At 50.1% G+C, this 25,928-nt stretch carries 24 protein-coding genes; 10 read left to right on the top strand and 14 right to left on the bottom strand.

Translation table 11 applies throughout. The features are described 5' to 3' along the window. The first annotated feature begins 7 nt into the window (after window positions 1–7). Window positions 8–985: a thiamine-phosphate kinase gene (gene thiL / locus A1SC_RS01205; protein WP_001515885.1), complete on the top strand. Its 978-nt coding sequence runs from the start codon at window positions 8–10 to the stop codon at window positions 983–985. After that, window positions 963–1,478 carry a phosphatidylglycerophosphatase A gene (gene pgpA / locus A1SC_RS01200; RefSeq protein WP_001515886.1) on the top strand — a complete coding sequence of 172 codons (516 nt, stop codon included), beginning with the start codon at window positions 963–965 and terminating at the stop codon, window positions 1,476–1,478. The genes thiL and pgpA overlap by 23 nt, the downstream gene beginning before the upstream one ends. 87 nt (window positions 1,479–1,565) lie before the next feature. Here the strand turns inward: pgpA and yajO are convergent, their stop codons facing one another. The 4 genes from yajO to xseB form a co-directional block, all read right to left on the bottom strand. After that, on the bottom strand, window positions 1,566–2,540 hold the full coding sequence (gene yajO, locus A1SC_RS01195) for a 1-deoxyxylulose-5-phosphate synthase YajO (protein ID WP_001199769.1): 975 nt from the start codon (window positions 2,538–2,540) through the stop codon (window positions 1,566–1,568). Between the two features lie 256 nt (window positions 2,541–2,796). Beyond that, the gene (dxs, locus tag A1SC_RS01190; RefSeq protein WP_000006775.1) at window positions 2,797–4,659 is read right to left on the bottom strand and encodes a 1-deoxy-D-xylulose-5-phosphate synthase; all 1,863 of its coding nucleotides are present in this window, start codon (window positions 4,657–4,659) and stop codon (window positions 2,797–2,799) included. Between the two features lie 24 nt (window positions 4,660–4,683). Then, window positions 4,684–5,583, bottom strand: coding sequence for a (2E,6E)-farnesyl diphosphate synthase (ispA, locus tag A1SC_RS01185; RefSeq protein WP_000347244.1), 900 nt, complete (start codon window positions 5,581–5,583; stop codon window positions 4,684–4,686). Then, window positions 5,583–5,825 carry an exodeoxyribonuclease VII small subunit gene (gene xseB, locus A1SC_RS01180; protein ID WP_001124936.1) on the bottom strand — a complete coding sequence of 81 codons (243 nt, stop codon included), beginning with the start codon at window positions 5,823–5,825 and terminating at the stop codon, window positions 5,583–5,585. Before xseB ends, ispA begins: the two co-directional genes overlap by 1 nt. Window positions 5,826–6,030: 205 nt before the next feature. Between xseB and thiI the strand changes: the two genes are divergently transcribed. Next, a complete protein-coding gene (gene thiI / locus A1SC_RS01175) occupies window positions 6,031–7,479 on the top strand; it encodes a tRNA uracil 4-sulfurtransferase ThiI (protein ID WP_000668664.1) in 1,449 nt (482 codons plus the stop codon). A 52-nt stretch (window positions 7,480–7,531) separates the two neighbouring features. Here thiI and yajL read toward each other — a convergent pair whose 3' ends face one another. Continuing rightward, window positions 7,532–8,122, bottom strand: a complete 591-nt coding sequence (gene yajL / locus A1SC_RS01170; RefSeq protein ID WP_001276331.1) for a protein deglycase YajL — start codon at window positions 8,120–8,122, stop codon at window positions 7,532–7,534. Further along, a complete protein-coding gene (gene panE, locus A1SC_RS01165; protein WP_000705856.1) occupies window positions 8,085–8,996 on the bottom strand; it encodes a 2-dehydropantoate 2-reductase in 912 nt (303 codons plus the stop codon). The genes yajL and panE overlap by 38 nt, the downstream gene beginning before the upstream one ends. Before the next feature lie 167 nt (window positions 8,997–9,163). Here panE and yajQ point away from each other — a divergent pair, with 167 nt between their 5' ends. After that, window positions 9,164–9,655: a nucleotide binding protein YajQ gene (yajQ, locus tag A1SC_RS01160; protein WP_001138904.1), complete on the top strand. Its 492-nt coding sequence runs from the start codon at window positions 9,164–9,166 to the stop codon at window positions 9,653–9,655. Between the two features lie 138 nt (window positions 9,656–9,793). On the opposite strand, the gene A1SC_RS01155 is transcribed toward yajQ, so the two are convergent. After that, the gene (locus A1SC_RS01155) at window positions 9,794–11,158 is read right to left on the bottom strand and encodes an MFS transporter (protein WP_001000941.1); all 1,365 of its coding nucleotides are present in this window, start codon (window positions 11,156–11,158) and stop codon (window positions 9,794–9,796) included. A gap of 393 nt (window positions 11,159–11,551) precedes the next feature. Between A1SC_RS01155 and A1SC_RS01150 the strand changes: the two genes are divergently transcribed. Both A1SC_RS01150 and A1SC_RS01145 read left to right on the top strand, forming a co-directional pair. After that, the gene (locus A1SC_RS01150) at window positions 11,552–13,051 is read left to right on the top strand and encodes a tetratricopeptide repeat protein (protein ID WP_016262995.1); all 1,500 of its coding nucleotides are present in this window, start codon (window positions 11,552–11,554) and stop codon (window positions 13,049–13,051) included. A 10-nt stretch (window positions 13,052–13,061) separates the two neighbouring features. Continuing rightward, entirely contained in the window at window positions 13,062–14,000 is a 939-nt protein-coding gene (locus A1SC_RS01145) for a tetratricopeptide repeat protein (protein ID WP_016262996.1), read from the top strand. Window positions 14,001–14,025: 25 nt separating this feature from the next. Here A1SC_RS01145 and cyoE read toward each other — a convergent pair whose 3' ends face one another. The 7 genes from cyoE to A1SC_RS01110 form a co-directional block, all read right to left on the bottom strand. Next, window positions 14,026–14,916: a heme o synthase gene (gene cyoE / locus A1SC_RS01140; protein WP_016262997.1), complete on the bottom strand. Its 891-nt coding sequence runs from the start codon at window positions 14,914–14,916 to the stop codon at window positions 14,026–14,028. An 11-nt stretch (window positions 14,917–14,927) separates the two neighbouring features. Next, entirely contained in the window at window positions 14,928–15,257 is a 330-nt protein-coding gene (locus A1SC_RS01135) for a cytochrome o ubiquinol oxidase subunit IV (RefSeq protein WP_000019804.1), read from the bottom strand. Beyond that, window positions 15,257–15,871 carry a cytochrome o ubiquinol oxidase subunit III gene (locus A1SC_RS01130; RefSeq protein ID WP_000179822.1) on the bottom strand — a complete coding sequence of 205 codons (615 nt, stop codon included), beginning with the start codon at window positions 15,869–15,871 and terminating at the stop codon, window positions 15,257–15,259. Before A1SC_RS01130 ends, A1SC_RS01135 begins: the two co-directional genes overlap by 1 nt. Further along, window positions 15,861–17,852 carry a cytochrome o ubiquinol oxidase subunit I gene (gene cyoB / locus A1SC_RS01125; protein ID WP_000467192.1) on the bottom strand — a complete coding sequence of 664 codons (1,992 nt, stop codon included), beginning with the start codon at window positions 17,850–17,852 and terminating at the stop codon, window positions 15,861–15,863. Before cyoB ends, A1SC_RS01130 begins: the two co-directional genes overlap by 11 nt. A 21-nt stretch (window positions 17,853–17,873) precedes the next feature. After that, a complete protein-coding gene (cyoA, locus tag A1SC_RS01120; protein ID WP_001515888.1) occupies window positions 17,874–18,821 on the bottom strand; it encodes a cytochrome o ubiquinol oxidase subunit II in 948 nt (315 codons plus the stop codon). Window positions 18,822–19,279: 458 nt separating this feature from the next. Next, the gene (gene ampG / locus A1SC_RS01115; RefSeq protein ID WP_016248419.1) at window positions 19,280–20,755 is read right to left on the bottom strand and encodes a muropeptide MFS transporter AmpG; all 1,476 of its coding nucleotides are present in this window, start codon (window positions 20,753–20,755) and stop codon (window positions 19,280–19,282) included. 43 nt (window positions 20,756–20,798) lie between these two features. Continuing rightward, entirely contained in the window at window positions 20,799–21,377 is a 579-nt protein-coding gene (locus A1SC_RS01110; RefSeq protein WP_000473501.1) for a lipoprotein, read from the bottom strand. A gap of 304 nt (window positions 21,378–21,681) precedes the next feature. Here A1SC_RS01110 and bolA point away from each other — a divergent pair, with 304 nt between their 5' ends. From bolA to clpX, 4 genes are all read left to right on the top strand, one after another. Further along, on the top strand, window positions 21,682–21,999 hold the full coding sequence (gene bolA / locus A1SC_RS01105) for a transcriptional regulator BolA (RefSeq protein WP_000973458.1): 318 nt from the start codon (window positions 21,682–21,684) through the stop codon (window positions 21,997–21,999). 343 nt (window positions 22,000–22,342) lie between these two features. Beyond that, window positions 22,343–23,641, top strand: coding sequence for a trigger factor (tig, locus tag A1SC_RS01100; RefSeq protein WP_001198397.1), 1,299 nt, complete (start codon window positions 22,343–22,345; stop codon window positions 23,639–23,641). A 245-nt stretch (window positions 23,642–23,886) separates the two neighbouring features. After that, complete coding sequence (gene clpP / locus A1SC_RS01095) at window positions 23,887–24,510, top strand: ATP-dependent Clp endopeptidase proteolytic subunit ClpP (protein WP_000122253.1); 624 nt, start codon at window positions 23,887–23,889, stop codon at window positions 24,508–24,510. A 125-nt stretch (window positions 24,511–24,635) separates the two neighbouring features. Next, a complete protein-coding gene (clpX, locus tag A1SC_RS01090) occupies window positions 24,636–25,910 on the top strand; it encodes an ATP-dependent protease ATP-binding subunit ClpX (RefSeq protein ID WP_000130317.1) in 1,275 nt (424 codons plus the stop codon). The last annotated feature ends 18 nt before the right edge of the window (window positions 25,911–25,928 follow it).

The following is a 25,928-nucleotide window of genomic DNA, read 5'->3' on the forward strand; positions in this document are numbered from 1 at the left end:
GTAACGTATGGCATGTGGCGAGTTCTCCCTGATTGCCCGTTATTTTGACCGAGTAAGAAGCTCTCGTCTTGATGTCGAACTTGGCATCGGTGACGATTGTGCACTTCTCAATATCCCCGAGAAACAGACCCTGGCAATCAGCACTGATACGCTGGTGGCGGGTAACCATTTCCTCCCTGACATCGATCCTGCTGATCTGGCGTATAAAGCACTGGCGGTAAACTTAAGCGATCTGGCGGCTATGGGTGCCGATCCAGCCTGGCTGACGCTGGCATTGACTTTACCGAACGTGGACGAAGCGTGGCTTGAATCCTTCAGCGACAGTCTTTTCGAGCTCCTCAATTATTACGATATGCAGCTCATTGGCGGCGATACCACGCGTGGACCGCTATCAATGACGTTGGGTATCCACGGCTTTGTCCCGATGGGACGAGCTTTAACGCGCTCAGGTGCGAAACCGGGTGACTGGATCTATGTGACCGGTACGCCGGGCGATAGCGCCGCCGGGCTGGCGATTTTGCAAAACCGTTTGCAGGTTGCAGATGCTAAAGATGCGGAGTATTTAATAAAACGTCATCTCCGCCCATCGCCGCGTATTTTACAGGGGCAGGCACTGCGCGATCTGGCGAGTTCAGCCATCGATCTCTCTGACGGTCTGATCTCCGATCTCGGGCATATCGTGAAAGCCAGCGACTGCGGCGCACGAATTGATCTGACATTGTTGCCATTCTCTGACGCACTTTCACGTCATGTTGAACCGGAACAGGCGCTGCGTTGGGCGCTCTCTGGTGGCGAAGATTATGAGTTGTGCTTTACTGTGCCGGAGCTTAACCGTGGCGCGCTGGATGTTGCTCTGGGGCACCTGGGCGTACCGTTTACTTGTATCGGGCAAATGACCGCCGATATCGAAGGGCTTTGTTTTGTGCGTGACGGCGAACCTGTCACGGTTGACTGGAAAGGATATGACCATTTTGCCACGCCATAAAGATGTCGCGAAAAGTCGCCTGAAGATGAGTAACCCGTGGCACTTGTTGGCTACAGGGTTTGGGAGTGGGTTAAGCCCGATTGTTCCAGGTACGATGGGCTCGCTGGCGGCGATCCCCTTCTGGTATCTGATGACTTTTTTGCCCTGGCAACTCTACTCACTGGTGGTAATGCTGGGGATCTGCATCGGCGTCTATCTTTGCCATCAGACGGCGAAAGATATGGGTGTGCACGATCACGGCAGTATCGTCTGGGATGAGTTTATCGGCATGTGGATCACCCTGATGGCGCTGCCGACCAATGACTGGCAGTGGGTCGCTGCCGGGTTTGTCATTTTCCGGATTCTGGATATGTGGAAACCGTGGCCGATCCGCTGGTTTGATCGCAATGTGCATGGTGGCATGGGGATCATGATCGACGATATTGTCGCCGGAGTGATTTCCGCTGGAATACTCTATTTTATCGGCCATCACTGGCCGATGGGTATTCTGTAGCAGGCCGGGTAAGGCGTTCACGCTGCATCCGGCGGTTGTGCGCGATGTCTGATATGACGCTTGCCGCGTCTTATCAGACCTGCATACCTATTTAAATCCCACTATCGGATGCGGTTTATATGGCGTTTCCAGCTCGGCAATTTGTTCCGGCTTCAACGTGATATCCACCGCATTCAGTAACTCATCTAGCTGTTCTTCCCGCGAAGTTCCGATAATCGGTGCGGCAATGCCGGGTTTGCTCAATAGCCATGCCAGTGCGACTTGTGCCCGCGTAACGCCCAGTTCTTCACTTACACCGGCTAAACGGGCAGCTATTTGCGCGTCATTCTCATCGCTTTCTTTATAGAGATTTTTTCCCACTTCGTCAGAAACCAGTCGTGCAGTGGTTTCACCCCACGGACGCGTCAGACGGCCCCGTGCCAGCGGGCTCCACGGAATAACCGCCACGCCTTCCTGATAACACAGCGGCAGCATCTCGCGCTCTTCTTCACGATAAATCAGATTATAGTGATCCTGCATACTGACAAACTGCGCCCAGCCGTGCTGTTTTTGCAGTTCCAACGCCTGAGCAAACTGGGAGGCGTACATTGATGACGCGCCGATATAACGCGCTTTTCCGGCTTTTACGACGTCGTTCAGGGCTTCAAGCGTCTCTTCAATCGGCGTGTTGTAATCCCAGCGATGAATTTGCAGGATATCGACATAATCCATGCCGAGACGACGCAGGCTGTCGTCAATAGAGCGCAAAATTTGCGTGCGGGATAATCCTTCTGGTAAGTCACCGACACGATGGAAAACTTTTGTCGCGACGACCACGTCATCGCGACGGGCGAAATCCCGCAATGCGCGACCGACGATCTCTTCGCTGCTGCCATCGGAATAGCTATTCGCGGTATCAAAAAAGTTAATGCCGCCCTCAAGGGCGCGTTTGATTATTGGGCGACTGCTTTCTTCCGGCAGCGTCCATGCGTGATTACCGCGATCTGGCTCGCCAAAGGTCATACAGCCAAGGCAAAGTCGGGAAACGCGAAGGTCGGTTTTCCCTAAGAGGTTGTATTGCATGCTGCCACTCCCGTTATACTCGTCATACTTCAAGTTGCATGTGCTGCGGCTGCAAGTTATTCGGCCCATCCATGGCCTCACCCTTAACAGGGCCGCTGCAAACAGCGTTCAAATCCGCTCCATGCGGATTTGTCGTTCACCCCAGTCACTTACTTATGTAAGCTCCTGGGGCTTCACTCGTTTGTCGCCTTCCTGCAACTCGAATTATTTAGAGTCTATGAACAATCTTTTAAGCATAGCAGGAGTGGAGTAGGGATTATGCCAGCCAGGCTTTGATTTTGGCTTCCATTCCGGCGGCATCGAGGCCGAGCTCGGCGCGCATTTCTTCCTGCGTTCCTTGTGGAATAAAGAAGTCCGGTAGGCCAATATTCAGCACTGGCACCGGTTTACGATGTGCCATCAATACTTCGTTCACGCCGCTGCCTGCGCCGCCCATAATGGCGTTCTCTTCAACGGTGACCAGCGCCTCATGGCTGGCGGCCATTTCCAGAATTAACGCTTCATCAAGCGGCTTCACAAAACGCATATCGACCAGCGTAGCATTTAGCGATTCAGCGACTTTCACCGCTTCCTGCATCAAAGTACCAAAGTTGAGGATCGCCAGTTTTTCACCGCGACGCTTCACGATACCTTTACCAATCGGCAGTTTTTCCAGCGGCGTCAGTTCCACGCCAACGGCATTGCCGCGCGGGTAACGCACCGCTGACGGGCCATCGTTGTAGTGGTAACCGGTGTAAAGCATTTGGCGACATTCGTTTTCATCGCTTGGGGTCATAATGACCATTTCCGGGATGCAGCGCAGGAAGGAGAGATCAAAAGCCCCCTGGTGGGTTTGACCATCAGCACCAACAATGCCCGCGCGGTCGATGGCGAACAGAACCGGTAGCTTTTGAATTGCGACGTCATGCAGCACCTGATCGTAGGCGCGTTGCAGGAAGGTGGAGTAAATAGCCACGATCGGTTTGTACCCGCCAATCGCCAGACCAGCGGCAAAAGTCACCGCGTGTTGCTCAGCGATTGCCACGTCAAAGTAGCGATCCGGGAATTTCCGTGAAAATTCGACCATGCCGGAACCTTCACGCATCGCCGGCGTAATCGCCATCAGCTTGTTGTCTTTCGCTGCCGTTTCGCACAACCAGTCGCCAAAGATTTTTGAATAGCTCGGCAGACCGCCGCTGCTTTTGGGCAGGCAACCGCTGGACGGGTCAAATTTAGGCACGGCGTGGAAAGTGATTGGGTCTTTTTCTGCTGGTTCATAACCACGACCTTTTTTGGTCATGATATGCAGGAACTGCGGGCCTTTCAGGTCGCGCATATTTTTTAGCGTGGTGATAAGCCCCAGCACGTCGTGACCGTCAACCGGGCCGATGTAGTTAAAGCCCAGCTCTTCAAACAGCGTGCCAGGCACTACCATGCCTTTAATATGTTCTTCAGTGCGTTTGAGCAGTTCTTTAATTGGCGGCACGCCAGAGAAGACTTTTTTACCGCCTTCGCGCAGTGATGAGTAAAGCTTACCGGAAAGTAGCTGTGCCAGATGGTTGTTGAGCGCGCCGACATTTTCGGAAATCGACATTTCGTTGTCGTTGAGGATCACCAGCATATCAGGACGAATATCGCCCGCATGGTTCATCGCTTCAAACGCCATGCCTGCGGTAATCGCGCCGTCGCCAATTACGCAGACGGTGCGGCGATCCTTACCTTCTTTCTCGGCAGCCACCGCAATACCGATTCCGGCACTGATGGAGGTTGATGAATGCCCGACGCTTAACACGTCATATTCGCTTTCGCCGCGCCACGGGAACGGGTGTAGGCCGCCTTTCTGGCGGATAGTACCGATTTTGTCGCGGCGTCCGGTTAAAATTTTATGCGGATAAGCCTGATGCCCCACATCCCAGATTAACTGGTCAAATGGAGTGTTATAGACATAGTGCAGCGCCACGGTCAGTTCGACCGTGCCCAGCCCAGAGGCGAAGTGTCCGCTGGAACGGCTCACGCTGTCGAGTAAATAACGGCGCAGTTCGTCGCAGAGTTTCGGTAAACTCTCTTTTGGTAGCAGTCGCAACTCCTGGGTGGAGTCGACCAGTGCCAGGGTCGGGTATTTGGCAATATCAAAACTCATCAGAGGCCTATTAATACTTATTGTTTATTTATTACGCTGGATAATGTAGTCCGCTAGCGCTTCCAGTGCCGAGGTATCGAGCGACTGTTCAGCCAGTTGTTTCAGCGACTGGCGAGCATCGTCGATAAGATCTCTGGCTTTCTTCCGGGCTTGCTCAAGTCCCAGAAGTGCAGGGTAAGTACTTTTGCCAAGCTGCTGGTCGGCACCCTGACGTTTACCCAACGTTGCAGTATCTCCCACCACATCCAGGATGTCATCCTGAACCTGGAAGGCAAGACCGATGCTCTCTGCATACTTGTCGAGTATTGGCAGGGCATGACGTCCTTTATCTCCGGCGCTTAACGCACCAAGACGAACGGCGGCACGAATTAACGCACCTGTTTTATGACGATGAATACGTTCAAGTGCGTCCAGAGGTACGTGTTTGCCTTCCGCGTCTAAATCTAACGCCTGGCCGCCACACATTCCGGCAATACCGCTGGCATTTGCCAGTTCTGAAATCATCGCGATTCTGTCACGGTCTGAAACTTCTGGCATATCCGCATCGCTTAAAATCGAGAATGCTAACGTTTGTAAAGCATCCCCGGCGAGGATGGCGTTCGCTTCGCCAAACTTCACATGACAGGTGGGTAAACCACGACGTAAATCGTCATCATCCATTGCCGGTAGATCATCATGAATTAATGAGTAAGCGTGGATACACTCTACGGCTGCTGCTGGTGCGTCCAAAGTATTCAGACTTACGCCGAGCATTTGACCAGTAGCATAAACCAGGAAAGGTCGCAGGCGCTTACCACCTAATAATGCGCCATACTGCATGGTTTCTACCACGGGAGTGTTCTGAAAGGGCAGTGGGGCGATAAAACGGCTCAGCGCCTGGTTGGCCTGCTTAACGCAGGCTTCGAGTTGCTGCGGAAAGTCCATTACTCATTGTCCGGTGTAAAAGGTGTTGGAGAGGCGTCTTCGTTGTCAGACAGCAGGATCTGTACGCGCTGTTCGGCTTGTTGTAATTTGGCCTGCCCCTGACGTGCAAGCTGCACGCCACGTTCGAACTCATTCAGTGCCTCTTCCAGCGGCAGGTCGCCACTTTCCAGACGGGTCACAATCTGTTCCAGCTCGCTTAGCGCCTTTTCAAAGCTGGCGGGCGCCTCATTTTTCTTCGGCATAATGAATGTCTGACTCTCAATATTTTACGCCCCGTCATGGTAACGGACTCAGGGCAAATAGCAAATAACGCGCAATGGTAAGGTGATATGCGCAGCAAAGCGATGTTAGTGGTATACTTCCGCGCCTGGATGCAGCCGCAGGTGTGGGCTGCTGTATTTTTCCCCAAACAAGTCGCTTAAGACTTGCCAAAGAACCATTGCCGCCATGAAGTTTATCATTAAATTGTTCCCGGAAATCACCATCAAGAGCCAATCTGTGCGCTTGCGCTTTATAAAAATCCTTACCGGGAATATTCGTAACGTTTTAAAGCACTATGATGAAACGCTCGCAGTTGTCCGTCACTGGGATAACATCGAAGTTCGCGCGAAAGATGAAAACCAGCGTCTGGCAATTCGCGACGCTTTGACCCGCATTCCGGGTATCCACCATATTCTCGAAGTCGAAGACGTGCCGTTTACCGACATGCACGATATTTTCGAGAAAGCGTTGGTTCAGTACCGTGACCAACTGGAAGGTAAGACCTTCTGTGTACGCGTGAAGCGTCGCGGTAAGCACGATTTTAGCTCGATTGATGTGGAACGTTACGTCGGCGGTGGCTTGAATCAACATATTGAATCCGCTCGCGTGAAGCTGACTAACCCGGATGTGACTGTCCATCTGGAAGTGGAAGACGATCGTCTGCTGCTGATCAAAGGCCGCTACGAAGGTATTGGTGGTTTCCCGATAGGCACCCAGGAAGATGTGCTGTCGCTGATCTCTGGTGGTTTCGACTCTGGCGTTTCCAGTTATATGCTGATGCGCCGCGGTTGCCGTGTGCATTACTGCTTCTTTAACCTCGGCGGCGCGGCACACGAAATTGGTGTTCGTCAGGTGGCACATTATCTGTGGAATCGCTTTGGCAGCTCTCACCGCGTGCGTTTTGTCGCCATTAACTTCGAACCGGTAGTCGGTGAAATTCTTGAGAAAATCGACGACGGTCAGATGGGCGTCATTCTCAAACGTATGATGGTGCGTGCCGCATCTAAAGTGGCTGAGCGTTACGGCGTACAGGCGCTGGTGACCGGCGAGGCGTTGGGCCAGGTGTCCAGTCAGACGCTGACCAACCTGCGTCTGATTGATAACGTTTCTGACACGCTAATCCTGCGTCCGCTGATCTCTTACGACAAAGAGCACATCATTAACCTTGCTCGTCAGATTGGCACTGAAGACTTTGCCCGCACGATGCCGGAATATTGCGGCGTGATCTCCAAAAGCCCGACGGTGAAAGCGGTTAAGTCGAAGATTGAAGCGGAAGAAGAGAAGTTCGACTTCAGCATTCTCGACAAAGTGGTTGAGGAAGCGAATAACGTTGATATTCGCGAAATCGCCCAGCAGACCGAGCAGGAAGTGGTGGAAGTGGAAACCGTCAATGGCTTCGGCCCGAATGACGTGATCCTCGATATTCGCTCTATCGATGAACAGGAAGATAAACCGCTGAAAGTCGAAGGGATCGATGTAGTTTCCCTGCCGTTCTACAAATTGAGCACTAAATTTGGCGATCTCGACCAGAGCAAAACCTGGCTGTTGTGGTGTGAGCGCGGGGTGATGAGCCGCTTGCAGGCGCTCTATCTGCGCGAGCAGGGCTTTAAGAATGTGAAAGTGTATCGCCCGTAATTATTGGTATTTACGTCGCATCTGGCCAGATGCGACGCTTACCGCATCGACATTACTCGTAATAATTATAAATCCCTGCCGCCATCACCAGTTGTGATGCGACTTCATGGGCTTTCTCGCGCCCAACCAGCAGGTCGATAATTTTCAGACCAAAATCAATAGCCGTGCCTGGCCCCTGGCTGGTCAGCAATTTTACGCGTGCGTCCCAGACGACGCGCTTGTCTTGCCATTGTTCTGCGGGAATTTTATCTTTCAGCGTCGGGAAGCCGGTCATATTGCCAATCGGGAAGATGTCGTGCGGCACCAACACCGTGGCTGGCACAGCACAAATCGCCGCAACGATACGCCCGGAACGGTGGAACTGTTTAACCGTTTCGACCAGTAGGGTGCTGTCACGAAAACACTCTGCACCTTTGATCCCACCAGGCAGTACAATCACGTCATATTCGCCATCGGCCACTTCGACCAGCGGCGCATCCGCCAGCAGCTTCACGCCGCGCGAGCAGGTAATTGCCAGGTTGCCATCGCTGGCGACGCTGGCAGTAGTGACATTAATGCCACCGCGAACCAACAGGTCGATAGTGGTGACCGCTTCAGTCTCTTCACTACCAGGGGCGAGGCAAACCAGTGCCGATGCGCTCATATTCACTCTCCTTTCTTTTTACCATTTCAAACAGGCGGGTGTTTTCCGGTACAGCAATCCCATGCGCGCGGGCACGACGTAGCAGAAAACCGTTGATATAGTCGATTTCTGTATGGCGCAACGCGCGAATATCCTGCAGCATTGACGAGATGTTTTCTGCCGTAGCATCAATCACCTGCATCACATAATCACGCAGATCTTCCGCAGAAGTATGATGCCCTTCGCGTTCAATCACCGCCGCAACTTCTTCGCATATCTGCATAATTTCTTGCGGATGATGACGTAATTCGCCATTCGGGCAATTCCAGATGGCAGTCAGCGGATTAATCACACAGTTAACCGCCAGTTTTCGCCACAGCTCGGCGCGAATATTGTTATGCCAGGCGACGTCAGGTAAAACGGTTTGCAAAATATCTGCCAGATAGCTGTAATCACCATCCTGTTGACGCGCCGGGCCTATATGAGTAATACCGCTTGCCACGTGAATGATGACGTTGCCGTCGCGGCGCGCTGCATGGGTGGTCGTGCCCATCAGTAAAGGTTGCTCAATGTTCTGTAACTCTTCAATGGTGCCCATGCCGTTGTGGATCAGCAAAATTGGCGTGGTTACAGGTAGTGTTGATGCCAGACTTTTGACGGCATCAGACACCTGCCAGGCTTTCAACGTCACCAGTAACAGATCGCTGGTGGCCAGAAAATCTGGATCATTGGCGGTCAGAGATTCGTTAAATATCGAACCGTCTGTTTCAACCAGATTCACGCTACAGTACGGTTGTGGCACCCGCAGCCAGCCCTGAACTTCGTGGCCCTGTTTGCAAAGTGCTGTAAGCCATAATTGCCCTAAGGCACCGCATCCCAATACGGTAATTTTCATTGTTCCTCCTCACCCGCAACCACACCGGGTGTTCAATAAGGCTATCCCTTAATTGTGCATGGTGTTGTGACCATGCACAATTAAGGGATGCGTCCTGGCGCAGGACTGTCTGTTATTTAACTTTGCAGGTATTATGCTTCGCATCAAAAATGAAGGGAGAGAAAAAGATGCCATCTTTCGATATTGTCTCTGAAGTTGATCTTCAGGAAGCGCGTAACGCGGTCGATAACGCGAGTCGCGAAGTAGAGTCTCGTTTTGACTTCCGTAACGTTGAAGCGTCGTTTGAGCTGAACGATGCCAGCAAAACCATTAAAGTGTTGAGCGAGTCCGATTTCCAGGTCAATCAGTTGCTGGACATTCTGCGTGCCAAATTGCTGAAACGCGGCATTGAAGGCAGCTCGCTTGATGTACCGGAAAATATCGTTCATAGCGGTAAAACCTGGTTTGTGGAAGCGAAACTGAAGCAGGGCATTGAGAGCGCGACCCAGAAGAAAATCGTCAAGATGATCAAAGACAGCAAACTGAAAGTGCAGGCGCAAATTCAGGGTGATGAGATCCGCGTAACGGGTAAATCTCGTGACGATTTGCAGGCAGTGATGGCGATGGTGCGTGGTGGCGATCTCGGCCAGCCATTCCAGTTCAAAAATTTCCGCGATTAATCGCGATAACATACGCTTTGTTCATGCCGGCTGCGGCGTGAATGCCTTTTCTGGCCTACAAAAGTTTGTGAATTCAAAAGATTGCTGCAACTTTGTAGGCCAGATAAGCATAGCGCATCAGACAATTTCGCCTCGTTTTTATGCCTGACGAATTGCCTGTTCAACCTCAAAGCGATTCGTCACTTTGCTGTCGATTTTCACGTAAGCTGAATGTTCTTCTTCTGCAATCAACACTTCTTTGACGCCTGCAGTTTCCTGTAAACGCACTTTTAACGCCTCGTTTGCGGCAATATCCGCCGGGATTTCAATGCGCAAACTGCTGACATACGGCGGTTCTTTCATGGTACTGGCGACTGCCAGCCACACTGCTGCCAGCATTGCGCCCGCGAGAAATACGCCCTGGCCGTCAAACATGCCGTCAATCCAGCCGCCGAGCGAACCGCCAATCGCTACGCCAAGAAACTGGCTGGTGGAGTAAACGCCCATCGCCGTACCTTTGTAACCTGCTGGCGACTCTTTACTGATAAGCGAGGGCAGGAGGGCTTCCATCAGGTTAAACGCCACAAAGAAAAGCTGCACGCCGACCACCAGTTGCCAGAACTGCGTTTGCGCGTTCCACAGCACGATTTCCGCAACCACGATCAGCCCGACGCAGAAGACAAAGACTTGCTTCATCTTACGCTTAACTTCAGCGTAGATAATGAAAGGCACGACAGAGCCAAAGGCGATTAACATCGTTGCCAGATAGACTTTCCAATGTTCCGCTGCCGGAAAACCCGCGCCAGCAAGTTGCCCAGGAAGAGCGACAAACGTCGACATCAGTAGCATGTGCAGACACATAATGCCAAAGTTGAGTTTCAGTAGTCGCGGTTCTGCCAGCACTTTGCTGAAACTGCCTTTCACCATCCCGGACTCACGATTAAGTACATGCGTGCTGCTGTTGGGTACAACCCAAATGGTCAACGCAATGCCGGTCGTTGCCAGAATAGCGATCATCCAGAACAGCGCATGTAGCCCAAGTTTGTGAGTGATAATTGGGCCAAGCACCATCGCAATGGCGAAGGTAATGCCAAAGCTAACGCCGATAAACGCCATCGCTTTGGTACGGTTTTGTTCGCGGGTGAGATCGGACAGCAACGCCATAACGGCAGCGGCAATTGCACCGGAACCTTGTAACGCCCGGCCCAGAATAATTCCCCAGATGGAGTCAGAGAGCGCGGCGATAACGCTACCGGCGACAAATACGGCTAACCCGCCGACAATTAATGGCTTGCGACCAATGCGGTCAGAAAGCAGGCCAAACGGAATCTGAAAAACGGCCTGGGTCAGACCGTAAATGCCAATCGCAATACCGATCAACGCTTCGCTGGCGCCTTGCAGAGCCATACCATACGTGGTCAGAACCGGCAGAACCATAAACATGCCCAGCATGCGCAATGAAAATACGATCCCTAAACCCCAGGTCGCGCGCCGCTCACCTGGCGTCATTTTATAATCGTTCATTACCACCTCTTAAAAAATTGCCCACATAGTGTAGTGCGGAGCGCAAGTTAGGTAAACAGAGTGTTAATGAGTAAATATTACATAAGAGAGTAATTTTTACGTCAGGTATGAGCTTCTCTCATATTCTTGCCATTAATACATCATGCGTTAAATATAACAAATGAAAAGCTCAAATGATTTTATCCTGCAACTAATGACATTATTTTCGGATTTATTGAGGGGCGTGTGACTTTTTATCAAAGGATGGTGTTATTTTATCTCAATAAATAGAAGCGTTGGAGGCACTGGTTATGCTGTTTCAGCTTAAATGTTTACTTATTACCTGGGCCGTTATGGCAGCGCATTTATTCATGAGGTGGATGTTTGGTGGTTGAATATATCAAGGAGGAATGTATGTGGCCTGGTAAAGTTATTTTATTATCATTTGGTTTGTCTCTGGCTTCTTTTTGTCATGCTTCAAATGATATTGATCAACTGTATGAACGTATTATCAATAAAGATCAGACGGTGTTAAAAGAACTGCAAAAATTAGCTGATACCAATAACACGCAGGCGCTAGTGCTGCTGGGATTTGTTTATGAACACGGAGTGACAGTATCTGTTGACATCCCAAAGGCGATTCAGTGGTATGAGAAAGCCTGTAACCAGGGGGGCGAATACGGTTGTTATAATGCACGTTATTTCTTTCAATATGGTAAAGGCATAACCCTGGATGTGACACGAGCACAGATGTATGCCAGTAAGTCGAAAACTGACGATCTTAATATTCCGCCTGATTTGATGAATAAAATAATCAATCAGGCCTATGAATTGAAATCTGGGGCCGAGACAGACAAAACGAAACGGGCGAGTTTAATTGAATTTGTCAGTCGTTATGTCGGTCAGGCACCCGAGAATGATTTGCTTTTTTGGGGGCGAATTGGTTTCAGTAAACCGGAAATTTTGCGTCTGGCGACTCTATGGGCGCAGGAAGGCGACCCCGAAATGGATTATATTGTCGGAAATCTTTATCTCGATGATTTTTCACCTTCTGATGATAGACGTTCTTTAGACACCATAAAGAAAGCACTGCAATGGTTTCGCACTGCGGCAGAAAAAGGTTATCCGATGGCGCAGTATACCATGGGCGATGCCTACGAAAATGGCAGTGCTGGTTTAAAGATTGATGCTGTCGAAGCCAAAAAATGGTACGAATTAGCTGCAAATAAGAATGACGAAAAAGCATTAGTAGCCCTGGGGAATATATACTATTCTGGGTTGACCGGCGAAGTTGATTATTCTAAAGCGAGCGTGCTTTTTGACAAGGCTGAACAGCAAGGGGCAAAAATAGCCGCATTGTGGTTAAGTTGGATGTATTACAACGGATTAGGTGAAACGCTTGATTGTGATAAGGCCTGGGATTATTACGAAAAAGGTGCGGGGAAATATTCAATGAAATTCAGTAAGGATGAATATTTAAACCGTTGTAATCAAGATCAGAAAACACGAGAAACACAGGGTGATATTTTACCTTACATCACGTTAAAACATTACGGGACCTATGGCTTTAACGCAAATGAAAAACCTAAATTATGCGATGTCAGTATTGAAATTAACGCTGATAAAATCAGTGGTATAACTAATTTGCAGTTGACGCTTGAGCTAAAGGCGAGTGAGGGAGTGAGTAAAGAATATACTCTTTCTGTCCCTCCTTTTAGTTTGAATACGCTCGGTGTGGATATGTATAATAATTCCAGCCATATAAGAAAAAGTTATATAGATATCCCAATGTATAATCGTAACTTATGCGATTTTCATGATTTGACTTATTCTGTTAAATCTGCGACAGCGATACTGAATGGAAAACAACGTGATTTATTAAAAGAAGAGCATATTCAGGTACAAGATAAATAAGGGATATTTTATGTTGCCTAAAAGAATATTATTTTCTTTAATGCTGATAGTTCCACCAGACGTGGTGGCAAGCGAGAAAGCGCATGAATTGTATGACAGCATATACGATGGTAAACCTGCGCCCGATGTTATAAGTACACTGCATATAATGGCTGAATCGGGGGATGTCGACGCGCAGAGCCTGTTAGGCTGGGAATATTATCAGCCTCGCTATGATACCAAACCTGATGTTCAGGAAGCCATTAAATGGTTCGGGTTAGCCGCTAAACAAGGTGATGAAGAAGCTCAGTTAGCGCTGGGGGAAATCTACTACGACGGTAAGCAGGTGCAGGTGGATTATGCCAAAGCGTATGCGTTATTTAATCAGGCCGCGCAACACGGTGTGAATTTAGCATGGTCCTGGCTGGGCATGATGTACGCCAATGGTCAGTATGTTGAGGCAGATTGCCATAAAGCGAAGGAATATCTTGATAAGGGTGTCCACATTTATGGTGGCCCGGAAGACTTTATGGCCGCTTGTCGAAAAGACATGATTGACAGAAAAGCGGTGGATGATACGTTGCCAACCATCACAATTACCCATTCTGGAATGCGGGATAATTTTTTAGATGAGAGTTTTTCCTGTATGGACAGCCTCTTTGCCAAAACCAATAAATTAGGCGAAGTGGCCAATCTTCGTGTTACTTACAAAATTAAGCATCCGTCTGGTAAGGAAACTATCCAAACGGTCGGTTTTGCACCTTTTGGCTTAAACCGACTGGATATTAACTTTACTGATTACATCCTTGATTCATTTACCAGTAATTCGTCCCTTATTCTTTATAGACCGGAATTTGAGCGAAAATCTTGTGCAACTGTAAGGACCACAATCGTTGCCGCAACGGCGACCATTAACGGTAAGGATGTGGAGCTGCTGAAAGCGGGGGTAATAAAAAACCCGCCAGAGTAAGCGGGTTTTTTGATGACGATAATATTTACCAAACAGACGCCAGCAGCGTATGTGAGTCCGGCACCATAAAATCAATGGACATCATTACCGAGAGAGCAGTGATGGCGATGATCGAGAAGCCGAACAGTTTACGCGCCCAGACTCTGTCATCAGCGACTTTATAACCGCGCAGGGCCATACCTAACCACCAGACGCTAACTGCCGCGGCGACCACCAGATATTTATACCCTGCGTAACCGCCGAGAGAGAGCATCAGTGTGGCAACGGCAAAGGCGATGATGTACAGCGTGATGTGATTCTTCGCCACGGAAATGCCTTTCACTACCGGCAGTACCGGAATGTTTGCCGCCTGATAATCTTTAAAGCGGAAAATGGCGATGGCATAAGAGTGAGGCATTTGCCACAGGCTGAAGATAGCCAGCAGAATCGCTGCGCCACTATCGAAATCACCGGTCACTGCACAATAGCCAATCACCGGCGGCGCAGCGCCGGAGAGAGAACCAATCAACGTGCCGTAGACCGAGTGGCGTTTCATGTACAGGCTATAAACGCCGACATAAACCACAAAGCCCATTACCCCCAGCCAGCAGGCCAGCGGATTCGCGCCAAACCACAGCAGCATAAAGCCAGCAATACCCAGCACGGTGGCGTACACCAGCGAGACAGCAGGAGAGATCAGGCCTTTAACCAGCACCCGGTTCTTCGTCCTTTCCATCTTTCTGTCGATATCCCTGTCGATGTAGTTGTTAAACACACAACCCGACGCCACAACCAGTGACACCCCAACCAACGTGTAGATAAACAGGGGATAATCAATGCTGCCCTTTGAGGCCAGCAGGAATCCCCCAATCACCGAGATCAGGTTGCCAAAGATGATGCCTGGTTTCGTTACTTGCAGGTATTGCTTAAACATCATAACCGCCGCTCTTAGTGCATCATCATGTTGTAGTTGAGGTTCCACATAATCCAGATGGAGCCTACAACCAGAATAGCGATGATTAGCACGGTGAAGACAAACGCCGTCATGTTCCAGCCTTCATCTGATTTGGTATTCATGTGCAGGAAGCACACCAGATGCACCAGAACCTGTACCACTGCCATTGCCAGGATCGTTCCCAGAATTACGGCCGGGGAGGCAGTTCCTGTCATTACCATCCAGAACGGGATCACCGTCAGGATTATCGACAGGATAAAGCCTGTCATGTAGGTTTTTACGCTGCCATGGGACGCGCCGCCGCTCACGTTAGAATGACTCATTACATCGCCCCCATCAGATAAACAACAGTGAACACACAGATCCACACCACATCGAGGAAGTGCCAGAACAGACTCAGACACATGATGCGGGTACGGTTAGTGCTGGTCAGGCCGCGACGCGCGATTTGCACCATCAGCACCGCCATCCAGATAAGACCGGAAGTGACGTGCAGACCGTGCGTACCCACTAGCGCAAAGAACGCTGACAGGAAGCCGCTGCGATCCGGGCCCATGTCGTTAACAATCAGGTGATGGAATTCATAGAGTTCCATCCCGATAAATCCAGCACCAAACAACCAGGTCAACGCCAGCCAGGAGATAACCTGGCTTTTGTTGTTTTTGTACATGGCGATAGCCGCCATGCCGTAGGTGATGGAGCTGAACAACAGCAAGAAAGTTTCAACCAGAACGAACGGCAGTTCGAAAATGTCCTTACCTGTCGGGCCGCCTGCGGTGCCGTTCACCAGAACGGCATAGGTAGCAAACAAGATAGAAAACAGAATGCAGTCGCTCATCAGGTAGATCCAAAATCCGAAGATTTTGGTTCCGCCTGCATCGTGGTGCCCGTGTTCGTGCGCGTGGGCAGTCGCGTGCGTCAAAGTATCAGTTGCCATTTTTCAGCCCTGCCTTAGTAATCTCATCGAAATGCTGATTTTCCAGTTTTTCGATTTCTGCCACCGGCACGTAGTAATCCACGTCCTCGTCGAAGCTTTTCACGATCCAGGTGATGATCATGCCTGCGAAGCCAACAATCGCCAGCCACCAGATATGCCAGATCATGGCGAAACCGAAGATGGTGGAGAAAGCAGCGATGACGATACCGGCGCCGCTGTTTTTCGGCATATGAATTTCTTCATAGTGGTCAGGCTTTTTGTACGCTTCGCCTTTCTCTTTCATTTCCCAGAATGCATCACGCTCGTGAACGTGCGGCACAACGGCAAAGTTATAGAACGGAGGCGGGGAAGAGGTTGCCCACTCCAGCGTGCGGCCACCCCACGGGTCGCCAGTCAGATCACGGTTCTGGTCGCGGTCACGAATAGAAACGTACATCTGAATCACGAGGCAGAGAATACCCAGCGCAATCAGTACCGCACCGCTGGCTGCAATCATCAGCATCGTGTGGAACTGCGGGTCAATCTGCTGGCTCAAACGACGGGTCATGCCCATGAAGCCCAGCGCGTACAGCGGCATAAAAGCAACGAAGAAGCCGATAATCCAGAACCAGAACGCGCGTTTACCCCAGGTCTCGTTCAGTTTGAAACCGAACGCTTTAGGCCACCAGTAGGTCATCCCTGCGAAGCAGCCGAAGACCACGCCGCCGATGATAACGTTATGGAAGTGTGCAATCAGGAACAGGCTGTTATGCAGAACGAAGTCTGCGCCCGGTACTGCCAGCAGCACGCCAGTCATACCGCCCACCGAGAAGGTGACGATAAAACCGATGGTCCACAGCATCGCAGAATGGAACACGATGCGACCCTGATACATGGTGAACAGCCAGTTGAAGATCTTCACCCCGGTCGGGATGGCGATAATCATCGTGGTGATACCGAAGAAGGCATTTACGTTCGCGCCCGCACCCATCGTAAAGAAGTGGTGCAGCCAGACGATGAACGACAGCACGGTAATACAGACAGTCGCCCATACCAGCGAGGTATAACCAAACAGACGTTTACGCGAGAAGGTCGCTGCAATTTCGGAGAACACACCGAAAACAGGCAGGATAAGGATGTAAACTTCCGGGTGTCCCCATGCCCAAATCAGGTTGATGTACATCATCATGTTGCCACCCATATCGTTGGTAAAGAAATGGGTGCCCAGATAGCGATCCAGGGTTAGCAACGCGACGGTAACCGTCAGAATTGGGAAGGAGGCGATAATCAGAATGTTTGCGCACAGTGATGCCCAGGTAAATACCGGCATCTTGAACATGGTCATGCCCGGTGCACGCATCTTCAGAATGGTAACGAAGAAGTTAATACCGGTTAGCGTCGTACCTATACCGGATAGCTGGAGACTCCATATCCAGTAATCGACACCGACTCCCGGACTGTACTCTATTCCCGATAGCGGTGGATAGGCCAGCCAGCCAGTCTGCGCGAATTCGCCCACGCCGAGAGAAACGTTAACCAGAATCACACCAACAACGGTAAACCAGAAGCTTAAGTTGTTGAGGAACGGGAACGCAACGTCACGCGCGCCAATTTGCAGCGGAACCACCAGGTTCATCAGACCGATAACGAAAGGCATCGCCACGAAGAAGATCATAATCACACCGTGAGCGGTGAAAACTTGATCATAGTGGTGTGGCGGCAGGAAGCCTGCTTCGCCAGCCGAGGCCAGTGCCTGTTGACTACGCATCATAATGGCATCTGCAAAACCACGCAGCAGCATCACAATCGCTACGATGATATACATGATACCAAGGCGTTTATGGTCGACAGAGGTCAGCCACTCTTTCCACAGGTAGGTCCACTTACCGAAGTAAGTGATCAGGCCAACGAGCGCCAGACCTCCCAAAATAATGCCAGCGATCGTAACCATGATGATAGGTTCATGGAACGGGACTGCATCAAGTGTTAATTTTCCGAACATCTTTATTCTTCCTCAACCCCTTTAATGGGCGGATTCCGCGTGGCTCATGTCCATGCCTTCCATACCTTCGTGTGCGCTGTGCTCACCTTCGGGCTGAGTCATGTCCATGCTCTTACCGTGAGCCATAAACTTGTTAATCACATCGGCAAACAAGTCGGGTTTCACGTTGGAGAAATATTCCACCTGGTTGTATTCGCTAGGCGCAGCCAGTTTTTCGAAGGTGGCCATGTCAGACATGGTTTTCGTCGACTGTTTTGCTTTTGCGACCCATTGGTCGAATGCGGCACGATCCGGTGTGGCGATAGCGTTGAACTTCATGCCGGAGAAGCCCTGACCGCTATAGCTGGCGGAAATACCGTCATAAGTACCGGGTTCGTTGGCGATCAGATGCAAGCGAGTCTGCATACCGGCCATGGCATAAATCTGGCTACCCAGACGCGGAATAAAGAAGGAGTTCATCACGGAGTTGGAGGTCACTTTGAAGTACACCGGAGTGTTCGCCGGGAAAGCGATTTCATTCACGGTAGCAATGCCCTGTTCCGGGTAGATGAAGAACCATTTCCAGTCCATGGAAACCACTTCGATGGTAATGGGCTTCTCGTCGTGTGCCAGCGGCTTGCTAGGCTCAAGAGCGTGAGTGGTTTTCCAGGTCAATACCGCAAGGAAGATGATGATTAAGATTGGCACCGTCCAGACCACAGCTTCCACTTTATTGGAGTGTGACCAGTTCGGGCTGTACTTAGCATCTTTATTGCTCGCACGGTACTTCCAGGCGAAACCGACAGCCATCAAGATTGCGGGAATAACGACAATCAACATCAGGCCAAATGCCGTCAGTATCAGCGAACGTTGCTCCAGGCCAATCTGTCCTTTGGGATCTAACAGCGCAGAATTACAGCCACTGAGCAATACAGAGCCTGCAAATAATGACAACCATCCCAAACTTTTATTGTATTTCCTGAGTCTCATTTAACGACCTCAATTCCACGGGATCTGGTGGCGTTTAAAGTGTGTGGGCATTTTACGGGAAGGTTACATTACTGTAAACATGATTAAATTACTGTTACTTGAATTTGGCTCGCAGGTCACATATGTTGCAAAACATATCGGATTGATTTTAAGAAGCTGTTGCAAAAGGGCGTTATAACGAAAGGGGACTGAAGGAGGGGGTGGGGATGGCAATTGGTATAACCAATCTCAAAATAAAACAATTATTTAACAAATAATTATCATTAAGGTGACAAAACGGGCGTGGGGAAATAAAGAGTCATTAGCTGAATCGTGTAAAAAATAAAATATATAGATGGGGGCAATAATTTCCGAAAGCTAAGCCGCACAAAAGAACAAATATTATTAAGCACTGCTGATGTTTATTTAGCCGTAATAATTACGCCGGGTGATTACTACAGCTAAATAATATTCACTGATTACGTCAAATGCGTTTTTCGTAGTGCCAGATAGTCCAATAAACCACCAAGTATGACACCACCCAGAGCGACTAAAACGCCGATTTCCAGCAGTGCAGGCAGGAAAGAGAAGTGAGTCAAATCCAGCGCATTCATCGTTAACAGCAGTAACCACACGGCCAACAGACTGACGCCTGCTGCCAGTGTCCACATGGCAAAGGTATAACCAGATGGATACTCGGTACGTGGGATAAAGTTGTCGTTGACCCGCGTGTACTCCAGCGTCTGGCGGCAAACCAGCAGCAAAATAAGTCCAGGTACAGCGGCCGCAACAGAGAACAGATAGAATGTCGACCAGCCGTGAGCTTCAACAAACCAGCCCGCTACGGGGCCTACATAAACCCGTCCTACAGCAGAAAGCGCTGAGAGCAGGGCGAACTGAGTAGCGGAAAATGACTTATTACACAGGGTCATTAACAGCGCCACAAATGCCGATGTGCCCATCCCGCCACACAGGTTTTCGAAAAAGACTGCCGCGCCCATGCTGTAGAGATGCTTATCAGTCACAGAAAGCAGCCAGTAACCGGCGTTGGACGCACCTTGTAAAAGGCCGAAAATCAGCAGCGCACGGAACAGTGAAAGACGCTGCATCAAAATACCGCCGTACAATGCGCCGACGATGGTCGCCAGCAAGCCGAGCGTTTTGTTAACCACGCCCACTTCGCCGGCATCAAATCCGACACCGCGAATCAAAAAGGTGGTTGTCAGGCTCATGGCGAAAGCATCGCCCAGCTTATACAGCACAATTAAAAGCAGAATTAACCATGCGTTATTGCGACCAAAGAAATCACGTAGTGGCGCAACAACAGCTTGCTCCAGCGTTTTGGGTACAGGAATGGTGTCGGTTGGTTCTGGCGCAAGCAAAGTCGCAATGATGCACGGGATTAACAGAGCTGCCATTAGCCAGTACATGCCTTGCCAGCCCAACCATTTATCCGCCAGCCATAAGGCTAAACCGCCGGAAACCAGCATCCCTAAACGGTAACCCAGCACGCTGATTGCCGCACCTGCGCCGCGTTCTTCCGCGGGAAGCACATCCGTTTTCCACGCATCAAAGACGATATCCTGGGAGGCCGAGCAAAAAGCGATAACGACTGCCAGTGCCGCCATCCAGCGAAGTTGCGTACCAGGTTCGAGAAAACCCATCGCCGCAATCGCCAGCAACAATAACGCTTGCGTGGCGAGCAGCCAGCCGCGCCGTCGCCCGAGAAACGGCGGAGTATAGCGGTCCATCAGCGGCGACCAGAGAAATTTAAATACGTAAGCCTGACCCACCAACGAGAAGAAACCAATGGTTTTAAGATCGATATTCTCGACTGTCATCCACGCCTGTAACGTGCCGGATGTCAGGGCGAGCGGCAGCCCGGAAGCAAAACCCAGAATCAACAAAATAGCTGAACGAGGCTGTTGGAAAATACGTAAATATTGACTGGACATGGGCGTCTACAGGCCCGACTTGCACCGGGCCAGAGGGCAGAAATTAACGTGCGTTCTGCTTAATGAATTCGTGGATGCTGGTGTCCTGAGACATGTCAGCGATGGTGTCGGTCAGCACGCTGTTAACCGCGTCAGCGATGTTTTTGTTAGAGGCCTGAAAAGCGCCCTCAACGTTGTAGCTGGCACGATAGTTTTTGGTCATTTTGTTGCCATTCTGCGCGGTAGCGATGATGGCGATATCCGCTTTGGTAGCAATGTTGTAGCGCACATTGCCCTGGGACACGTCGGCATACAACTGGCTAACGATGATTTGCAGATTAACCGGGCCATTCGGGCCAACCATATAACCGCGAGCGGTCATTTGTTTTTCCAGCACTTCTTGCAGCAGGAAACGCAGATCGCGGGACGCGGTCAGGGTAACAATTTGGTTGTCACGGGTGACTTTTGCTAACGCCTGATCGGTACGCTGATCGGCACCATTAATGCTAACGGTGACGCCCATCAGACTTGGATCTTGCTGTGGCAGTGTCATCGTCGGAGAAACTTCAATGGTTGTTGGCGGTTTCGCGCATCCTGCAAGCATAAACAGAGCAACTAACGGGAAGAGGATTTTTTTGAACATGTTCTGGCTCTCAGAGACTTTTAAGCGTGTTTGGTAAAGATTCCCGCCATCATAACATCGCCAACGACGAGGGGAAGTGGGTAAGACATGTAAATTCATTATGTTGACGAAATAATCGCCTTAGGTAAAAGAAACACCGATGTGAAGCCGGTGAATCAATCTTTAAATCAGTAAACTTCATACGCTTGACAGAAAAAACAGGATGAAAGCTAATTATTTGTTGTTAAGCTGTAATGGAAACGGTTAAAGCGGCTAGTATTTAAAGGGATGGGTGACATCTCAGCGTTGTCGGAGGAGATATTTCATGATGATACGTGAGCGGATAGAAGAAAAATTAAGGACTGCGTTCCAACCCGTATTCCTCGAAGTTGTGGATGAAAGCTATCGTCACAATGTCCCAGCCGGCTCTGAAAGCCATTTTAAAGTTGTGCTGGTCAGCGATCGTTTTATGGGTGAACGTTTTCTGAATCGTCATCGAATGATTTACAGTACTTTAGCGGAGGAACTCTCTACTACCGTTCATGCGCTGGCTCTGCATACTTATACCATTAAGGAGTGGGAAGGATTGCAGGATACCATCTTTGCTTCTCCTCCTTGTCGTGGAGCGGGAAGCATCGCCTAAAAACGCATTTGCAACAGTTAGCGTTTTTCCAGTATGTTGCTAAAGATTTTATGAAAAACGGCCTGCGGGCCGTTTTGTTTTGTCTGGATTTTGCGCTTTTTGCCCAGCATTCAGACGAAAATTGCCCGGGAATTGTGAAAAAATACGCGGCAGCGCGCAATAACCGTTCTCGACTCATAAAAGTGATGCCGCTATAATGCCGCGTCCTATTTGAATGCTTTCGGGATGATTCTGGTAACAGGGAATGTGATTGATTATAAGAACATCCCGGTTCCGCGAAGCCAACAACCTGTGCTTGCGGGGTAAGAGTTGACCGAGCACTGTGATTTTTTGAGGTAACAAGATGCAAGTTTCAGTTGAAACCACTCAAGGCCTTGGCCGCCGTGTAACGATTACTATCGCTGCTGACAGCATCGAGACCGCTGTTAAAAGCGAGCTGGTCAACGTTGCGAAAAAAGTTCGTATTGACGGCTTCCGCAAAGGCAAAGTGCCAATGAATATCGTTGCTCAGCGTTATGGCGCGTCTGTACGCCAGGACGTTCTGGGTGACCTGATGAGCCGTAACTTCATTGACGCCATCATTAAAGAAAAAATCAATCCGGCTGGCGCACCGACCTACGTTCCGGGCGAATACAAGCCGGGTGAAGACTTCACCTACTCTGTAGAGTTTGAAGTTTATCCGGAAGTTGAACTGCAGGGTCTGGAAGCGATCGAAGTTGAAAAACCGATCGTGGAAGTGACCGACGCTGACGTTGACGGCATGCTGGATACTCTGCGTAAACAGCAGGCGACCTGGAAAGAAAAAGACGGCGCTGTTGAAGCTGAAGACCGCGTGACCATCGACTTCACCGGTTCTGTAGACGGCGAAGAGTTCGAAGGTGGAAAAGCGTCTGATTTCGTACTGGCGATGGGCCAGGGTCGTATGATCCCGGGCTTTGAAGACGGTATCAAAGGCCACAAAGCAGGCGAAGAGTTCACCATCGACGTGACCTTCCCGGAAGAATACCACGCAGAAAACCTGAAAGGTAAAGCAGCGAAATTCGCTATCAACCTGAAGAAAGTTGAAGAGCGTGAACTGCCGGAACTGACTGCTGAATTCATCAAACGTTTCGGCGTTGAAGATGGTTCCGTAGAAGGTCTGCGCGCTGAAGTGCGTAAAAACATGGAGCGCGAGCTGAAGAGCGCCATTCGTAACCGCGTTAAGTCTCAGGCGATCGAAGGTCTGGTAAAAGCTAACGACATCGACGTTCCGGCTGCGCTGATCGACAGCGAAATCGACGTTCTGCGTCGCCAGGCTGCACAGCGTTTCGGTGGCAACGAAAAACAAGCTCTGGAACTGCCGCGTGAACTGTTCGAAGAACAGGCTAAACGCCGCGTAGTTGTTGGCCTGCTGCTGGGCGAAGTTATTCGCGCTAACGAGCTGAAAGCTGACGAAGAGCGTGTTAAAGGCCTGATCGAAGAGATGGCTTCTGCGTACGAAGATCCGAAAGAAGTTATCGAGTTCTACAGCAAAAACAAAGAGCTGATGGACAACATGCGTAACGTGGCTCTGGAAGAACAGGCTGTTGAAGCCGTTCTGGCGAAAGCGAAAGTGACTGAAAAAGAAACCACTTTCAACGAGCTGATGAACCAGCAGGCGTAATTTGCGCAGCCTAACGCGCTAAATTCGCACAAAGGCCCGTCACCGCCAGGTGGTGGGCTTTTTTTTGTCATGAATTTTGCATGGAACCGTGCGAAAACCCTCTTTCGGTGTTAGCGTAACAACAAAAGATTGTTATGCTTGAAATAGGATGATGCCGTACCCATAACACAGGGACTAGCTGATAATCCGTCCATAAGGTTACAATCGGTACAGCAGGTTTTTTCAATTTTATCCAGGAGACGGAAATGTCATACAGCGGCGAACGAGATAACTTTGCACCCCATATGGCGCTGGTGCCGATGGTCATTGAACAGACCTCACGCGGTGAGCGCTCTTTTGATATCTATTCTCGTCTACTTAAGGAACGCGTTATTTTTCTGACTGGCCAGGTTGAAGACCATATGGCTAACCTGATTGTGGCGCAGATGCTGTTCCTGGAAGCAGAAAACCCGGAAAAAGATATCTATCTGTACATTAACTCCCCAGGTGGGGTGATCACTGCCGGGATGTCTATCTATGACACCATGCAGTTTATCAAGCCTGATGTCAGCACCATTTGTATGGGCCAGGCGGCCTCAATGGGGGCATTCCTGCTGACCGCAGGGGCAAAAGGTAAACGTTTCTGCCTGCCGAATTCGCGCGTGATGATTCACCAGCCGTTGGGCGGCTATCAGGGCCAGGCGACTGATATCGAAATTCATGCCCGTGAAATTCTGAAAGTTAAAGGGCGGATGAATGAACTTATGGCGCTTCATACGGGTCAATCATTAGAACAGATTGAACGTGACACTGAGCGCGATCGCTTCCTTTCCGCGCCTGAAGCGGTGGAATACGGTCTGGTCGATTCGATTCTGACCCATCGTAATTGATGCCAGAGGCGCAACTGTGCCGCTATACTTATTCAGGTTGGCACAACGCTGTAAGCGGCTTGCGCCTGAGAATGGCATTTGCGTCGTCGTGTGCGGCACAAAGAACAAAGAAGAGGTTTTGACCCATGACAGATAAACGCAAAGATGGCTCAGGCAAGTTGCTGTATTGCTCTTTTTGCGGCAAAAGCCAGCATGAAGTGCGTAAGCTGATTGCCGGTCCATCCGTGTATATCTGCGACGAATGTGTTGATTTATGTAACGACATCATTCGCGAAGAGATTAAAGAAGTAGCACCGCATCGTGAACGCAGTTCGCTACCGACGCCGCATGAAATTCGCAACCACCTGGACGATTACGTCATCGGTCAGGAACAGGCGAAAAAAGTGCTGGCGGTCGCGGTGTACAACCACTACAAACGTCTGCGCAACGGCGATACCAGCAATGGCGTTGAGTTGGGCAAAAGTAACATTCTGCTGATTGGTCCGACTGGCTCTGGTAAAACGTTGCTGGCGGAAACGTTGGCGCGTCTGCTGGACGTTCCGTTCACTATGGCTGATGCCACCACCCTGACCGAAGCGGGTTATGTGGGTGAAGATGTTGAAAACATCATTCAGAAGCTGTTGCAGAAGTGCGACTACGACGTACAGAAAGCGCAGCGCGGGATTGTCTACATCGATGAAATCGACAAGATTTCGCGTAAGTCTGACAACCCGTCCATTACCCGTGACGTTTCCGGTGAAGGCGTACAGCAGGCACTGTTGAAACTGATCGAAGGTACGGTTGCCGCCGTTCCACCGCAGGGCGGACGTAAGCATCCGCAGCAGGAATTCTTGCAGGTTGATACCTCCAAGATCCTGTTTATCTGTGGCGGTGCATTTGCCGGTCTGGATAAAGTGATTTCCCATCGTGTCGAAACTGGCTCCGGCATTGGTTTTGGTGCGACGGTAAAAGCGAAATCTGACAAAGCAAGCGAAGGTGAGTTGCTGGCGCAGGTTGAACCGGAAGATTTGATCAAATTTGGTCTGATCCCTGAGTTCATCGGTCGTCTGCCAGTTGTGGCAACGCTGAATGAACTGAGCGAAGAAGCTTTGATTCAGATCCTCAAAGAGCCGAAAAACGCCCTGACCAAGCAGTATCAGGCGTTGTTTAACCTTGAGGGCGTAGATCTGGAATTCCGTGACGAAGCGCTGGATGCTATCGCCAAGAAAGCGATGGCGCGTAAAACCGGTGCCCGTGGTCTGCGTTCCATCGTAGAAGCTGCGCTGCTTGATACCATGTATGATCTGCCTTCTATGGAAGATGTGGAAAAAGTGGTTATTGACGAGTCGGTTATTGAAGGGCAAAGCAAGCCACTGCTGATTTATGGCAAGCCGGAAGCACAACAGGCGTCTGGTGAATAATTAACCATTCCCATACAA

This window comes from Escherichia sp. KTE52, assembly GCF_000408325.1.
Taxonomy (GTDB): Bacteria; Pseudomonadota; Gammaproteobacteria; order Enterobacterales; family Enterobacteriaceae; genus Escherichia; species Escherichia marmotae.